The organism is Azospirillum lipoferum 4B (assembly GCF_000283655.1).
In the GTDB taxonomy this organism is placed as follows: Bacteria; Pseudomonadota; Alphaproteobacteria; order Azospirillales; family Azospirillaceae; genus Azospirillum; species Azospirillum lipoferum_C.
On record NC_016622.1, the window covers coordinates 715,279 to 729,396 of the forward strand.

The following is a 14,118-nucleotide window of genomic DNA, read 5'->3' on the forward strand; positions in this document are numbered from 1 at the left end:
AATGAAGACTGCATTTGTCGCTCGGCTCCGCTCCGCCCCTCTTCTGGCCGCGGCTGCGGTCGTCACCGTCCTTTTCGCCGGACCGGCGCTGGCCGCCTGTACCGAGGCGGCGCAGCCGAAAGTCAATTGGCGGCGCTGTTCGATGGAGGAACAGACTCTGACCGGGGTCGACCTCAGCGGTGCGATGCTGCGCGATGCGACCTTTCAGCGGGCCAATCTGGGGCAGGCCAAGCTGACCGGTGCCGACGGCTATCGCGCCCGGTTCATCAGCAGCACGGCGCTGGGGGCGATCTTCGACGGGGCCCGGCTGATCGAAGCCGATTTCACCCGCGCCAACCTGACCGGCGCCAGTTTCCGCGATGCCGACCTGCGCAATGCCAAGATGGTGGGTGCGGTGCTGGTGCGGGCCGATCTGACCGGGGCCAGGCTGTCCGGCACCGATCTGAGCAACGCCGACCTGTCGGGTGCCCGCTGGACCGACGGCACACACATCTGTGCGGAAAGCTCGATCGGGCAATGCAACTAGAACGATTGTAACAACTCGCCGCATCGCCAAAAACCTTCTTGCCGTAAGGGCTTGAGCCGCGTACCGTTCGAAACCGAATGATTTTTGACGGACGACGGTCGTGGCGATCACGGAGGATTTCGAGCGTTCCAGCGGCCTCGCCGCGCAGGCCATGGATCGGATGCTGTCCGAACGACTGCCGCCCACCCCGGAAAACTTCACGCTTTGGTTCGTCTATTTCAGCGGCCGCAACCCGGACCTGACCCGCGCCATCGATCTGGCGCGCCGCGACGGGCTGACCACGTCGCAGACTCTGTGCGACGAGCTGTACAAGCGCTTCTTCACGCTCGATGCCGAAGCGCAGGCGATCCGCGAAACCTCCGACAAGGCGCGCTACGCCCTGGGCCGCATCCTGGAGCAGCTGGGCAATGTCGGGTCGGAGACGGAGCGCTACGGCAATGCCCTGACCGGCTTCCGGGATGAGCTGGACCAGCCGCTCAGCCTGCCGGAACTGCGGGCGATGGTCGCGGCCATCGCGGCGGAGACCAAGGAGATCGTCGATCGTCAGACCGCCCTTCAGTTCCAGCTTCAGGAATCGAGCCAGCAATTGGCGGAGATGCGGGTCAGCCTGGACAGCGCGCGGCGCGAGGCGCTGACCGACGGGCTGACCGGCATCGGCAACCGCAAGGCCTTCGACCTGATGCTGCAGGAGGCGATGGAGGCATCGGTGCGCGACGAGCAGCCGCTGTGCCTGCTGATGGTCGACATCGATCATTTCAAGGCCTTCAACGACACCCACGGCCATCTGGTCGGCGACCATGTGCTGAAGCTGGTCGCCCGCATGCTGACCGAATGCATCAAGGGCCGCGACACCGCCGTCCGCTATGGCGGGGAGGAGTTCGCGATCATCCTGCCGCGCACCAGCCTGGCGAACGCCACCAAGCTGGCCGAGCAGGTGCGCAGCTTCGTCGGCGCCCGGCAGATCGTGAACAAGGCGCGCAACGCCAATTACGGCACCGTCGCCCTGTCGGTCGGCGTCGCCGAATTCCGTGCCGGTGAGCCGGCGATGGCGCTGGTCCGGCGCGCCGATCAGGCCCTCTATGCCGCCAAGCGCGGCGGCCGCAACCGGGTGATGGCAGAAACCGCCTGAACCAACCGCCTGAACCAACCGCCTGAGTCCAGCGTCCCCCTCGGATTCAGCCCCCCAGCTGCCGTCTCACCGCTTCGGTCCGGCGCAGCAGTTCCGCCACCAGCTCCGCCGCCGGCCGGCGTTGCGCAAGCCGCAGCCCCTGGCCGGCCCACAAGGACAGGAATTCCGCCCGCCCGGCCTTGCCGGCGGCAGTGCGCAGCGGCCGGGTCAGCGTGTTCTGCAAGGGGAATGGCAGAACCGCGTCGGGTGCCGCCGGGTCCTCCACCGTTTCCATAAAGCGATTGACGATGCCGCGCGCCGGCCGGCCGGAAAAGGCGCGGGTGATGCGGGTCTGGTCCTCGCGCGCCGACAGGATGGCGGCCTTGTGCGCCTCCGGGATGCCGGCCTCGTCGCTGGTCAGGAAGACGGTGCCCATCTGCACCGCGGTGGCCCCCAGCGCCAGCGCCGCGGCGATGCCCCGCCCGTCCATGATGCCGCCCGAGGCGATCACCGGAATGCCGACCGCATCGGCCACCTGCGGAACCAGTGCCATCGTGCCGACCAGATTGGCCCCCCGATCTTTCCAGGGATCGCCGATGAAGCTGCCGCGATGCCCGCCGGCCTCGCTGCCCTGGGCAATCACCGCGTCGACCCCGGCCTGTTCCAGCGCCACCGCCTCCGCCACCGTTGTCGCCGTGCCCAGCACCCGCATGCCGCGCGCCTTGGCTGCGGACACGCTCTCGGCCGGCGGCAGCCCGAAGGTGACGCTGTAATAGGTTGCTCCGCTGTCCAGCAGCGCCGCGAACTGCCGGTCGAACCCGTCGCCGACATGGGATGGCGCCACAGGGTCCGCCAGCCCAAGCTCCGCATGGAAAGGCGCCACGCGGGCCAGTGCGTCGGACATCATCGGCGCGGGACCGGGGGCCGGCGTCGGCGCGAACAGGTTGATGCCGAAGGGCAGGGCGGTGCGGTTGCGGATATCGAGCGCCCGCTCGGAAATCTGCGCGTCGGACAGATAGGCCGCCCCGACGAAACCCAGCCCGCCGGCCTCGTTGACCGCCGCAACCAGCGCCGCGGTATCGCCGCCGCCCGCCATCGGCGCCTGGATCACCGGTGAGCGCAGCCCGAGCCGCTTTAGGGACTCCATATGAGAGGGCATGTCCGTCTCCATCGCTTCGACAACGATGGCGATGCTACGCCGGGGTGGTCTTCACGGCTAATGACTTGTTCTGAAGGCGGCGTTCACTTCGGGTGAAGGCTGGATGCCGTTGCCTGCAAGCCCCTGCCGGTCGAGCATCCATCACTCCCGCTCATCCACGCATGCGAAAATACCATTTCCGTTCATGATGGGCGGCCGTTACTCCTGGAATATTCATCCCAGTCGGCAAGAGGCCGGCGCGCCGCCCGAGGACCTCCATGCCGCAAGCCGAAGCCACCCCCGCCGATGGCGGACTCGTCTCCACCTCCGTCGGTCGGTCCGAGGTCGGGAATGTCGCGCGGCTGGTCGTCGCGCAGGCGCTTGCCGGGGCGAACGCGGTGGTCGTCTATGCGACCGGCGCCATCGTCGGCAACACGCTGGCGCCCAGCCCGGCGCTGGCGACGCTGCCGATCTCCATCTTCGTGGTGGGGATGGCGGTCTGCACCTTGCCGGCCGGGACCATCGCCCGCCTGTATGGCCGGCGAGCCGCCTTCCTTGCAGGCACCGGATGCGGCGTCCTCGTCGGGCTGCTGTCCTGGCTTGCGATCCTGCTGGGGTCCTTCTGGCTGTTCTGCGCGGCGATGATCTTCGGCGGCGCCTATGCCGCGGTGGTGCTCTCCTTCCGCTTCGCCGCCGCCGACTGCACACCGCCGGAGCGGCGGCCGCGGGCCATGTCCGCCGTCATGGCGGGTGGCGTGGTGGCCGGCGTCTTCGGACCGCAGCTGGTCACCCACACGATGAACCTGTGGCCGCCCTACCTGTTCGCGGCGACCTATCTTGCCCAGGCTGCCGTGGCCGCTCTGTCGGCGCTCGTCCTGCTCGGCGTCCGTCTGCCGAAGCCGACGAGTGCGGAGGTTGCCGGTGGACGGCCGGTTTCCCTCATCCTGCGCCAGCCGCGCTTCATCACCGCGGTGATCTGCGGGGTGGTGTCCTACCTGCTGATGAACTTCGTCATGACGGCGGCCCCGCTGGCGATGCGGCTGTGCGGCCTGTCTCAGGAATCGGCCAACCTCGGCCTGCAATGGCATGTCATCGCCATGTACGCCCCCAGCTTCTTCACCGGCCGGCTGATCACGCGCTTCGGGGCGACCCGGCTGGTGGCCGCCGGCCTGGCTCTGATCGCCGCCTCATCCGCCGTGGGGCTGATGGGGTTGGAGGAGGCCCATTTCTGGGTGAGCCTGATCCTGCTGGGCGTGGGCTGGAACTTCGGTTTCCTCGGCGCGTCGGCGCTGGTGATGGAGTGCCACCGGCCGGAGGAGAAGACGCGGGTGCAGTCGTTGAACGACTTCATCGTTTTCGGCACCATGGCCTTCGGCTCCTTCGCCTCCGGCGGATTGCTGACCGGCTACGGCTGGGAAACGGTCCTGTGGATCTCGTTCCTGCCGCTGGCGCTGGCGACCGCGGCGCTGATGGTGACGGCGTTCTACCGCCCTGCCAAGGCGGCAATGTGACGTTTGCAGTTGCCGACCGTCCTTGCGATGCCACCTTAATGGTGGCACTCTGACGGGATGGAAAAGCGCCGTCCGACATACGACCTGGACGCCTTCAAGGCCGCGATGACCGCCCCCAACGGTTTGGCGATCACGAAGGTGGCCTTGCTCGATGCGGCGGCGCTCGGCTTTACGCGGTCCGATATCGTCGCGACGATTGCCGTCATGGATGGCAGCCACTTCGTGAAGTCCATGACCTCTTACAACGACCACAAAGAGTGGCAGGACGTCTATGTCGTCCCGGCAAAGGGGATGATGATCTACACCAAGTTCCGCGGCGATACCCTGACCGCCTTCCGTGTCCTGTCCTTCAAAGAGCGAGGCTGATCATGGAAAAGCATCCCGAAACGATGATCTCGGAACGCGGGCGGGAACTGCGCCGTGGCGTGCGTCCGCTCACCGTCACGTACAAGGGTGTCTCCAAGACCGTCGAGATGCCGGGCTGGTATCCGGACCAGTCGGATGACGATGATGACGCGGTGTTCACCGGCTCCGATCTCGACGTGTCGGACGCTGCACTTCGCGAATTGAAGGAACTGGTGGACCGCATCCCCCGGCCGGAGACCGTGCGTCGCATCCGGGAAAAGCTGGGGCTCTCGCAACGCAGGGCGAGCGCGCTGCTCGGAGGCGGGCCGAACGCCTTCCAGAAATACGAAAGCGCCGAGGCGGAGCCCAGCCAGGCCATGGGAATTTTGCTGTTCCTGCTCGACCGTCACCCCGAACTGGTCGAGGAAGTGCGGCTGCCCTTGGCGTCCTGAGCAGGGTCCCCCGAAAACACTTCGGGCGCGGTCTTTCCCCCGCGCCCGAAGCCTTACCCTATCGGAACCGACCCTCAGATCACGCCCATCAAATGACGTAGGTCAGCTCTTTCTCCGACTTCAGGCTATTCTTGCCCAAGGTCTCGTCGACATAGTCGAGCAGCCGGGCCAGCGCCTCACTGCGGCTGAGCGAGTCGGTGTCGATGACCAGTTCGGGCTGGTCCGGCGCCTCGTAGGGGGCGGAGATGCCGGTGAACTCGGCGATCTCGCCGGCGCGCGCCTTCTTGTAAAGGCCCTTCGGGTCGCGCTCCTCGCAGGTGGCGAGGTTGGCGGCGACATGCACCTCGTGGAAGCGCTCGCCGCCGATCACCCGCGCCCGCGCCCGGTCGGCCTTCAGCGGCGAGATCAGCGAGGCGATCACCACCATGCCGGCGTCGGCGAACAGCTTCGCCGTCTCGGCCACCCGGCGGATGTTCTCGGCCCGGTCATCCGACGAGAAGCCCAGCCCGGCGTTCAGCCCGTTGCGCACATTGTCGCCGTCCAGCACGAAGGTCTGCCAGCCGCGGTCGAACAGCGCGCGTTCCAGCGCCATCGCCAGCGTCGACTTGCCGGCCCCCGACAGGCCGGTCAGCCAGACGATGCCGCCCTTGTGGCCGTTGGCCTGGGCGCGCTCCTCCAGCGAGACGGTGTGCGACACCTCGGTGATGTTGGCCGCAGCACTGTCCTCGATCTCCACCACCAGGCAGCCGCCGACCACGTCGTTGCCGTCGATCAGCGCGCCGCGGCCGGTGCGCGGCAGGTCGGACGCCAGATCGAGCGCAATCGGCGAGCGGGAACGCAGCACGACCTCCGCCACCTCGTTGCGGCGAACCGCCTTGCCGGGGGTGCTGGACAGATCCTCGACATCGATGACCGCCGTCACCTGCTCCACCGTCACCCGGTGCTCGGCGGTGGCGATCTTCAGCGTGTAGGTCTTGCCGACCACCAGCGGGTCCGACACCAGCCAGAACAGCCGCACGCTCAGCCGGTGGGCCAGAATCGGGGCGTCGGCCTGATGGTGGGCGATGTGGCCGCGCTCGGCGAAGATGCGCTTGTCCAGCGTGATGCCGATGCTCTGCCCGGCCTGGGCCGACAGCACCGCTTCGGGGTGGTTCCACGCCTCGATGCTGACCACCTTGGCGCTGGCGCCGGTGGGGGAGAAGTGCAGGGTGTCGCCGACGCGCAGGCGCCCGCTTTCGATGCGGCCGGCGAGGATGCGGCGGTCGTCCGGCTTGTAGACGTCCTGCAGCGGGAACCGCAGCGGCTGGTCGGGCGAGGTCTGCTGCGGACGGAAGGCGTCCAGCTGCTCGATCACCGTGGGGCCGAGATACCAGTCGGACTGCTCGCTGCGGCTGACGATGTTGTCGCCGTTGCGGGCGGAAACCGGGATCACCGCCTTGGGTTGCAGCCCAAGCTCGGCCAGATAGTCCTTGATCTCCTGTGCCACGACTTCGTAGCGGCGGCTGGAGAACTCGACCTTGTCCATCTTGTTGACGACGACCGCGACCTGACGCACGCCCAGCAGGTGCAGCAGGAAGGCATGGCGGCGCGACTGTTCCAGAGCGCCCTCGTCGGCGTCGATCACCAGCAGCGCGGCGTCGGCCTGGCTGGCGCCGGTCACCATGTTCTTCAGGAACTCGGTGTGGCCCGGCGCGTCGATGATGACGTAGGGGCGCTGCGCCGTCTTGAAGTGGATCTGCGTGGTGTCGATGGTGATGCCCTGGTCACGCTCGGCCTGGAGCGCGTCCATGACGAAGGCCCATTCGAACGGCATGCCGCGCTTGCGGCTCATCTCGCGGACCTGCTCCACCTTGCCGTCGGGCAGGCTGCCGGTGTCGTTCAGCAGGCGGCCGATCAGCGTGGACTTGCCATGGTCGACATGGCCGACGATGACGATGCGAAGTTGAGAATGCGGCATCTTACATGTACCCCACGCTGCGCAGGCGCTCGAAGCTGTCTTCGGATTCATTGTCCATCGCGCGGCCGGCGCGCTCCGGAATGCGGGTCACCTGAAGCTCGGCGATGATCTCGTCGATGGTGGACGCGGTGCTGTCGACCGGGAAGGTGATGTTCTTCTCGCCCAGCGAGCGGTAACGCTTGCCGTCCCGCGCGAAGTACAGCGGGACGATGGGAATCCCCTCGCGCTGGGAATAGCGCCAGATGTCCAGCTCGGTCCAGGCCAGCAGCGGGTGGATGCGGACATGGACGCCTTCCGGGAAGCGGGTCTTGTAATGGTCCCAGAACTCAGCCGGCTGGTCCTTCACGTCCCAGTCGCCTTCCAGCGAGCGCGGGGAGAACACGCGCTCCTTGGCGCGGGTCGCCTGCTCGTCACGGCGAATGCCGACCATCACGCCCTGATAGGCATGGTCGCGCAGCAGGTTCTTCAGCCCTTCCGTCTTGCGCGCGGCGGCGCGCGTCAGCGGCGGCAGGGTCTGGTCCATCTCCTCCTCGGGCGGGCATTGCTCCACCTTCAGGTCGAGGTCCCACTCCTTGGTGATGCGGTCGCGGAACTCGTAGACCTCCGGCAGCTCCATGGCGGTGTCGAGCTGCACGACGGGGAAGGGGATGCGGCCGAAGAACGCCTTGCGGCAGAGCCAGAGCAGCGCGTTGCTGTCCTTGCCGATCGACCAGAGCATCGCCAGCTTGTCGATGCGGTTGTAGGCTTCGCGCAGAATATAGATGCTCTGGTTTTCGAGCTGGTCGAGATCGGCGCTCATCGGGCGGTTCCAATCATGGTGGTGTGTATGCCGCATTCGGTCTTGGCGCTGCCGGCCCAGCGGCCGGAACGCGGGTCGGCACCGGGCGCCACTCGCTCGGTGCAGGTGTAACAGCCGATCGACAGGAACCCGTCGGCCTCCAGCGGGTGGCGCGGCAGGTCGCGCCGGGTGAATTCCTCCTCCAGCCGGTTCTTGTCCCAATTGGCCAGCGGGTTGACCTTCACGCGGTCCCCCTCCGCCTCGAACAGGGGCAGGGCGGCGCGGGTCGTGGACTGGAAACGCTTGCGCCCCGTGACCCAGGCCTCCAGCCCGGCGGCGGCCAGCGCGCGGTCCAGCGGCACCGTCTTGCGCAGATGGCAGCAGGCGTCGTAATCCCGCCTGAACAGCATGCCGTCCTTGTCACCGGCGGCGAGGTCGTCGGCGGTCGGTCCGATCTCCCGCACGTCGGTCAGGCCGAGCCGCTTCACCAGCTGGTCGCGGTAGCGCAGTGTCTCGCCGAACAGCTTGCCGGTATTCACAAACAGAACCGGGAAATCCGGCGTCGCCTCGGCGGCCAGCGCCAGCAGCACCGCGGATTCGGCGCCGAAGGACGACAGCAGCGCGATCCGCCCGCCGAACACCTCATGCATGGCGGCCAGCAATGGCGCGCCTTCCAGCGTGCCGTAGCCGTCGGTCAGATGCTTCACCCGTGTCGCGGCGTCCATCGTCAGCTGCCTTTCGCGGTGGCTCGAAATGCCTACTTATCAAGTAGACTTAATGTTCTTGTTTGCACATTAACACCAGCGGAAAACCCGTGCAACGTAAATACATTCTCTACTTGTTTAATAGGCTTGTGCTGCGCTGCAATGCGTAGTGTGAAATATGTTGATTGTGTCGGCGCGCCTGGGCTAAATACCGCCATGCACATGATCTCCATCATAGGCACCGGTCTGTGCCGCTCCCCGTCGCCCGCTTCGGCGGTGCGGCCATGATTCCGCTGGCGCTCGACCCGTCGCGGGTGGTGATCGCGTTGGCCGGCAACGGCCCGCTGGCGGTTCGCCGCCTGACGCAACTGCGCGAGGGCGGGGCTGACCCGGCGGTGTTTTCACCGGAACCGGATGGGGAATTGGCGGCGTTGGCCGGCGACCGTCTGCTGCGGGCGCTGCCGGATGCCGCGGAGTTGGACAAGGTTGGCGTGTTGTACGTCATGGGCCTTGGTCCGGAGACGGAGGCCGCTCTGGCGGAGCTGGCGCGGTCGCGCCGCGTGCTGGTGAATGTCGAGGACGTCATCCCCTTGTGCGATTTCCACTCGCCCTCCGTGGTGCGGCGTGGCGATCTGGTGATGACGATATCGACCGGCGGCCGCAGCCCGACCCTTGCCAGCCTGCTGCGCCAGCGGCTGGAAGCCCTGTTCCCGGAGGACTGGGCGGAGCGGCTGCGCACCATCGCCGACTTCCGCAACCGCCGCCGGGCGGAAGGCGCGTCGATGTCCGAGGTCGCCCAGGAGACCCGCGCGATGATCGACCGGGAAGGATGGTTGCCGTAGCGCTCCTCATCCCGCCGAATTCACTGCCGGACCATCACCGGTTCGGGTAAGACACCAAACGCGTTCGAGAACGACCAGCCAGGAGAGCCAGATGTCGGCCAAGGATCGATCGAAGGAAGGATCGATGAAAGCCATCACCGCCAACCGCCTGCGCGACGGGGAAGTCGTGTTCCTGGGCGAAGGCGGCGTGTGGGTCGAGTCCTTCGCCGAGGCCGCGCTGTTTCCGCGCGCCGAGGCCGACGGGGTGCTGGCCGCCGCCAAGGAGAAGGCGGAGCGCGAGCGGTTCGGCGTCGACATCTACACCTTCGAGGTGGTGGTACAGGACGGCGTTCCGGTCCCGGCGACGATGCGCGAGCGAATCCGCACCGCCGGCCCGACCGTCCGCCTGGACCTCGGCAAGCAATCTCTCGGCACGCAGGCCGCTTGAGTGAATGAACGTCGGCCGTTCCGGCGGCCCTGAGGGCTTATCGACATGAACCACATCGCGCCCGGCGCCCGTGCCGGCATCTATCACTATGACGAGATCGACCGGCAGTTCGTCGCCGAGCGCGTCGAGCAGTTCCGCAAACAGGTCGAGCGCCGCCTGTCCGGCGAACTGACGGAGGAGGAGTTCAAGCCGATCCGGCTGATGAACGGCCTCTACCTTCAGCTTCACGCCTACATGCTGCGGATCGCCGTGCCTTATGGCGTGATGTCGGCCACCCAACTGCGCAAGCTGTCGGCCATCGGCCGCAAGTACGACCGCGGCTATGGTCACTTCACCACCCGCCAGAACCTGCAATACAACTGGATCAAGCTGGAGGACACCCCGGCGATCCTGCATGAGCTGGCCGAGGTGGACATGCACGCGCTGCAGACCAGCGGCAACTGCGTGCGCAACGTCACCACCGACCCCTTCGTCGGCGCCGCCAGGGACGAGGTGGTGGACGGCCGCGTCTATGCCGAGATCCTGCGGCAGTGGACGACGATGCACCCCGAATTCACCTATCTGCCGCGCAAGTTCAAGATCGCCATTTCCGGCGCGGAGAGCGACCGCGCCGCGGTGCGCATCCACGATGTCGGCCTGCTGGCGCGCCGCAACGACCAGGGCGAGCCGGGCTTTTCCTTCTATGTCGGCGGCGGTCTCGGCCGCTCGCCCTTCGTCGGCAAGCTGGTGCGCGAGTGGGTGGCCCAGGAGGACTTCGTCGCCTACCTGGAAGCCATCCTGCGCGTCTACAACCAGTATGGACGCCGCGACAACATCTATAAGGCGCGCATCAAGATCCTGGTCCACGAGCTGGGGCTGGAGAAGTTCACCCAGGAGGTCGAGGAGGAGTTCGCGCGGCTGCGCGGCCCGAAATACCGCCTGGATCCGGAGATCGTCGAGGGGGTGCGCCAGCATTTCGCCCCGCCGCCCTTCGAGGAGCTGCCCGACCATTCCGACGCGCTGGAGCGCGCCAAGGCCGCCGATCCGGCCTTCGCCAACTGGCTGGCGGTGAATGTCGCGGAGCACAAGGCGCCGGGCTATGCCATCGCCACCATCTCGCTGAAGCCGGCCGGCGGCATCCCCGGCGACGCCACCTGCGACCAGATGGACCTCGTCGCCGATCTGGCCGAGCGCTACAGCTTCGGCGAGCTGCGCGTCACCCATGTCCAGAACCTCGTCCTCGCCCATGTGAAGAAGGACGACCTCTACGACCTGTGGAAACGGCTGGACGCGGCCGAACTGGGCAGCGCCAATGCCGGGCTGATCGGCGACATCATCGCCTGCCCGGGGCTGGATTACTGCGCGCTGGCCAACGCCCGTTCGATCCCGCTGGCGCAGGCGATTTCGGCCCGCTTCGCCGATCCGGTCCGCCAGCGCACCATCGGCGAGCTGGGCATCAAGATCAGCGGCTGCATCAACGCCTGCGGCCATCATCATGTCGGCGCCATCGGCATCCTCGGCGTCGACAAGAAGGGCACCGAGTATTACCAGATCACGGTGGGCGGCGACCCGACGCTGACCACGGCCATCGGCGACATCCTCGGCCCGGCGGTGACCGAGACCGAGGCGGTGGACGCCATCGAGGCCATCGTCGACGTCTATCTCGCCAACCGCCGGGACGAGAGCGAGCGCTTCGTCGACACCCTCCGCCGCGTCGGCCATGCCCCGTTCAAGGAGAGAATCTATGCCGCTGATTGAGAATGGGCGCATCGGCGAGGACGCCTGGAGCTTCATCCCCGATGGCGAGCCGGTGCCGAACGACCGCCCGGTCATCATCAGCTTCGAGCGCTGGCAGGCGGAGCGCGACAGCTTCGACGGCCGCAACGCCAAGCTGGGCGTGCGGCTGAAGAGCGGCACGCTGGCCGGCGCCATCGCCGCCGATCTGGACCGCTTCGCCCTGGTGGCGGTGGAGTTCGCCAAGTTCCGCGACGGACGCGGCTTCTCCACCGCGCGCGAGCTGCGCGAGCGCTACGGCTACACCGGCGAGATTCGCGCGGTCGGCCATGTGATTCCCGACCAGTACCTGTTCCTGGTCCGCACCGGCTTCACCTCGGTCGAGGCGCCGGAAGGCACCAACCCGGACAGCTGGGCCACCGCGCTGACCGAGGTCACCATCGCTTTCCAGCCCAGCCTGGACGATACGGCACCGTTGTCGCTGCTGCGCCGCAAGCTGAAGGTGGGCTAGGGCGGTATAATCCGCTCAGGACAAATGGGAAGGGCGCCGTCTTCACCGGGACGGCGCCCTTCCTGTCTTCAGAGGGTGGTGAACCAGGAGCTTGACACGTCCAGGGCCATCACACCGGACAGGGTGATCGTTGAATTGGCACCAAGGCCGGAAATGTTTAGAACGGCCTCGCCCTGGGTGTTGGCGCTCACCGTATAGCTCTGGAAGATGAGCAGTCCGATATTGTCGCCTTCGGCCGCATTGAAATCGCTCACGATGTCGTTGCCGTTGTTGACGCTGTTGCTGTCGAAATCGATCGAGAAATCGAACAAGTCCGCACCGGCCCCGCCTTGCAGCAGGTCGTCGCCACCGCCTCCTCTCAGCGTATCGTTGCCACTCCCGCCGGACAGGCTGTCATTGCCGGAACTTCCGGTCAGCCGATCATTGCCGTCCTCGCCGGCCATCTCCACGCCGTCATAGGAGTTGATCGCCGTTACGATGTCATCGCCGGCACCGCCGATGAAGTGCTCGATCGACGAGGAGATGTTCAGGGTGACGCCGGCGCTGTAGCGGGCCTCGACAGTATCGTCGCCGTCGCCACCATCCAGCAAGGTCACTGTCGCAGTATCGACATAGAGGTAATCGTTCCCGGCGCCACCGGACAGCTTGTCGTCGCCGCTCCCGCCAACCAGGACATCGTCACCATCTTCGCCGTACAGCGCATCATTGCCGTCGCCGCCACTGAGCGTGTCGTTGAAGCCGCTTCCGATGATTTCATCATCGCCAGCACCTCCATCGACTTCGACCGCGCTGGGACCTTCCTTTGCGATCAAACGGTCGTTGCCGCCGCCGCTGAACATCCTCTCGATACCGGCATGGTGGATCGCGACGAACAGATCGCCGTTTCCCTCGATATAGACGGTGTCGAAACCGGCCCCCCCCTCGACCGTGTCGGCGGCATCCGCATAAAACACGTCGTCGCCGTCGCCGCCAGCCAGAGAATCGCTGCCGTTTCCGCCGATCAGCGTGTCGCTGAAAGCGCCGCCGATGAGCGTGTCGTCGCCGTCGTCCCCATCGATGGCCAGGCCAATGGTGGATCCGGTGCCGACCAGCATGTCGTTTCCGGAACCGCCATAAACCTGTTCGATGCCGCTGGCCGCCAGATCGATTTGGATCCCGAAGCCGTACCGGACGATGGCCGTATCGATGCCGGCACCGCCCTCGATGGTCGCGGCGGTGTCGTCGATGTAGAAAAGATCGTCGCCGTCACCGCCGCTCAGCGTGTCAGAGCCGCCTCCGCCGATCAAGGTATCGTCGCCCGTCCCGCCGACGATCAGGTTGCTCAGCTCGTTGCCGGTGCCCTGGAAGTCGCCGGTTCCGATGAAGGTCAGCCGGTCCAGATTCTCGCCGAGCGTCAGGGCGTTCAGCGTGGTGCGAACCTCGTCGAAGCCTTCGAAAAACTGTTCCTGGATGATGTCGCCCGCGCTGTCCACGAAATAGACGTCGTCGCCCCGGCCGCCGATCAGAAGGTCGTCGCCGGTGCCGCCATCGAGACGGTCATTGCCGGCATCGCCGATCAGCGTGTCGGAACCGGCGGCGCCGCTCAGCGTATCGTTGCTCCAACCGCCGGCGATGACATTGTCCAGCGCATTGCCGGTGCCCTGGAAGTTGTTGTACCAGGTGTAGGTCAGCGTCTCCAGATTGTCGCCGAGGGCGAAGGCGTCCAGCGTGGTCCGCACTTCGTCGATGCCTTCGTCTGCCTGTTCCTGGATGACGTCGCCCGCGCTGTCCACGATGTAGATGTCGTTGCCCAATCCGCCGATCAAGGAATCGTTGCCGCCGCCGCCGTCGATGGTGTCGTCTCCGTCGCCCCCGATCAGAAGATCGTCGCCGCTCCCGCCCAAGATGTGGGAATTCAGCCATTCCCCGGAACCGCCGATCGGATCCGCGCTGCCCAGTGCCAGCGGCCCCAGCGGGGAATCGCCGGCCTGCAAATCCGAAAACGGGACGTAGTTCAAGTCTTCAACCGGTGTGCTCATCTCTGTGTCCCCCACGCTCATCCCATCAGAAAACCATCCGGGTTGTGCTGTTGTTGCGCAAACCAGCTTTACAGGAATTAACACGGAA

At 66.4% G+C, this 14,118-nt stretch carries 14 protein-coding genes; 9 read left to right on the top strand and 5 right to left on the bottom strand.

The window, feature by feature from the left end; translation table 11 throughout:
* Position 1: 1 nt before the first annotated feature.
* On the top strand, positions 2-526 hold the full coding sequence (locus AZOLI_RS03275) for a pentapeptide repeat-containing protein (protein ID WP_014247154.1): 525 nt from the start codon (positions 2-4) through the stop codon (positions 524-526).
* Positions 527-626: 100 nt separating this feature from the next.
* Positions 627-1,655, top strand: a complete 1,029-nt coding sequence (locus tag AZOLI_RS03280; protein ID WP_014247155.1) for a GGDEF domain-containing protein — start codon at positions 627-629, stop codon at positions 1,653-1,655.
* Positions 1,656-1,701: 46 nt separating this feature from the next.
* Here AZOLI_RS03280 and AZOLI_RS03285 read toward each other — a convergent pair whose 3' ends face one another.
* Positions 1,702-2,793 carry an NAD(P)H-dependent flavin oxidoreductase gene (locus AZOLI_RS03285; RefSeq protein ID WP_014247156.1) on the bottom strand — a complete coding sequence of 364 codons (1,092 nt, stop codon included), beginning with the start codon at positions 2,791-2,793 and terminating at the stop codon, positions 1,702-1,704.
* Between the two features lie 257 nt (positions 2,794-3,050).
* On the opposite strand from AZOLI_RS03285, the gene AZOLI_RS03290 reads away from it, so the two are divergent.
* Genes AZOLI_RS03290 through AZOLI_RS03300 form a run of 3 tightly spaced genes read left to right on the top strand, consistent with a single transcriptional unit; the run spans position 3,051 to position 5,080 of the window.
* Positions 3,051-4,283, top strand: a complete 1,233-nt coding sequence (locus AZOLI_RS03290) for an MFS transporter (RefSeq protein WP_014247157.1) — start codon at positions 3,051-3,053, stop codon at positions 4,281-4,283.
* A 57-nt stretch (positions 4,284-4,340) separates the two neighbouring features.
* Positions 4,341-4,649, top strand: a complete 309-nt coding sequence (locus tag AZOLI_RS03295; protein WP_014247158.1) for a type II toxin-antitoxin system MqsR family toxin — start codon at positions 4,341-4,343, stop codon at positions 4,647-4,649.
* Positions 4,650-4,651: 2 nt separating this feature from the next.
* Positions 4,652-5,080 carry a type II toxin-antitoxin system MqsA family antitoxin gene (locus AZOLI_RS03300; RefSeq protein ID WP_014247159.1) on the top strand — a complete coding sequence of 143 codons (429 nt, stop codon included), beginning with the start codon at positions 4,652-4,654 and terminating at the stop codon, positions 5,078-5,080.
* 88 nt (positions 5,081-5,168) lie between these two features.
* On the opposite strand, the gene cysC is transcribed toward AZOLI_RS03300, so the two are convergent.
* From cysC to AZOLI_RS03315, 3 genes are read right to left on the bottom strand one after another with little or no spacing between them, the layout of a single operon-like run.
* Entirely contained in the window at positions 5,169-7,037 is a 1,869-nt protein-coding gene (gene cysC, locus AZOLI_RS03305) for an adenylyl-sulfate kinase (protein ID WP_014247160.1), read from the bottom strand.
* Between the two features lies 1 nt (position 7,038).
* Positions 7,039-7,836, bottom strand: a complete 798-nt coding sequence (cysD, locus tag AZOLI_RS03310) for a sulfate adenylyltransferase subunit CysD (RefSeq protein ID WP_014247161.1) — start codon at positions 7,834-7,836, stop codon at positions 7,039-7,041.
* Positions 7,833-8,540: a phosphoadenylyl-sulfate reductase gene (locus AZOLI_RS03315; RefSeq protein WP_014247162.1), complete on the bottom strand. Its 708-nt coding sequence runs from the start codon at positions 8,538-8,540 to the stop codon at positions 7,833-7,835. Before AZOLI_RS03315 ends, cysD begins: the two co-directional genes overlap by 4 nt.
* A 227-nt stretch (positions 8,541-8,767) precedes the next feature.
* Here AZOLI_RS03315 and AZOLI_RS03320 point away from each other — a divergent pair, with 227 nt between their 5' ends.
* From AZOLI_RS03320 to AZOLI_RS03335, 4 genes are all read left to right on the top strand, one after another.
* Positions 8,768-9,361 carry a precorrin-2 dehydrogenase/sirohydrochlorin ferrochelatase family protein gene (locus AZOLI_RS03320; RefSeq protein ID WP_014247163.1) on the top strand — a complete coding sequence of 198 codons (594 nt, stop codon included), beginning with the start codon at positions 8,768-8,770 and terminating at the stop codon, positions 9,359-9,361.
* A 124-nt stretch (positions 9,362-9,485) separates the two neighbouring features.
* The gene (locus tag AZOLI_RS03325) at positions 9,486-9,788 is read left to right on the top strand and encodes a DUF2849 domain-containing protein (RefSeq protein ID WP_014247164.1); all 303 of its coding nucleotides are present in this window, start codon (positions 9,486-9,488) and stop codon (positions 9,786-9,788) included.
* Between the two features lie 45 nt (positions 9,789-9,833).
* Positions 9,834-11,525, top strand: a complete 1,692-nt coding sequence (locus tag AZOLI_RS03330; protein WP_014247165.1) for a nitrite/sulfite reductase — start codon at positions 9,834-9,836, stop codon at positions 11,523-11,525.
* A complete protein-coding gene (locus AZOLI_RS03335; RefSeq protein ID WP_014247166.1) occupies positions 11,512-12,012 on the top strand; it encodes a DUF934 domain-containing protein in 501 nt (166 codons plus the stop codon). Before AZOLI_RS03330 ends, AZOLI_RS03335 begins: the two co-directional genes overlap by 14 nt.
* Positions 12,013-12,080: 68 nt before the next feature.
* On the opposite strand, the gene AZOLI_RS03340 is transcribed toward AZOLI_RS03335, so the two are convergent.
* Complete coding sequence (locus tag AZOLI_RS03340) at positions 12,081-14,030, bottom strand: calcium-binding protein (RefSeq protein ID WP_014247167.1); 1,950 nt, start codon at positions 14,028-14,030, stop codon at positions 12,081-12,083.
* Positions 14,031-14,118: the final 88 nt, after the last annotated feature.

Excerpts from the sequence above, each read along its gene's own strand:
- AZOLI_RS03275 (WP_014247154.1), top strand. The coding sequence starts at position 2 with ATGAAGACTGCATTTGTCGCTCGGCTCCGCTCCGCCCCTCTTCTGGCC.
- AZOLI_RS03290 (WP_014247157.1), top strand. The coding sequence starts at position 3,051 with ATGCCGCAAGCCGAAGCCACCCCCGCCGATGGCGGACTCGTCTCCACC.
- AZOLI_RS03325 (WP_014247164.1), top strand. The coding sequence starts at position 9,486 with ATGAAAGCCATCACCGCCAACCGCCTGCGCGACGGGGAAGTCGTGTTC.
- AZOLI_RS03335 (WP_014247166.1), top strand. The coding sequence starts at position 11,512 with ATGCCGCTGATTGAGAATGGGCGCATCGGCGAGGACGCCTGGAGCTTC.
- AZOLI_RS03300 (WP_014247159.1), top strand. The coding sequence starts at position 4,652 with ATGGAAAAGCATCCCGAAACGATGATCTCGGAACGCGGGCGGGAACTG.
- AZOLI_RS03285 (WP_014247156.1), bottom strand. The coding sequence starts at position 2,793 with ATGCCCTCTCATATGGAGTCCCTAAAGCGGCTCGGGCTGCGCTCACCG.
- AZOLI_RS03330 (WP_014247165.1), top strand. The coding sequence starts at position 9,834 with ATGAACCACATCGCGCCCGGCGCCCGTGCCGGCATCTATCACTATGAC.
- cysC (WP_014247160.1), bottom strand. The coding sequence starts at position 7,037 with ATGCCGCATTCTCAACTTCGCATCGTCATCGTCGGCCATGTCGACCAT.
- AZOLI_RS03340 (WP_014247167.1), bottom strand. The coding sequence starts at position 14,030 with ATGAGCACACCGGTTGAAGACTTGAACTACGTCCCGTTTTCGGATTTG.
- cysD (WP_014247161.1), bottom strand. The coding sequence starts at position 7,836 with ATGAGCGCCGATCTCGACCAGCTCGAAAACCAGAGCATCTATATTCTG.
- AZOLI_RS03295 (WP_014247158.1), top strand. The coding sequence starts at position 4,341 with ATGGAAAAGCGCCGTCCGACATACGACCTGGACGCCTTCAAGGCCGCG.
- AZOLI_RS03315 (WP_014247162.1), bottom strand. The coding sequence starts at position 8,540 with ATGGACGCCGCGACACGGGTGAAGCATCTGACCGACGGCTACGGCACG.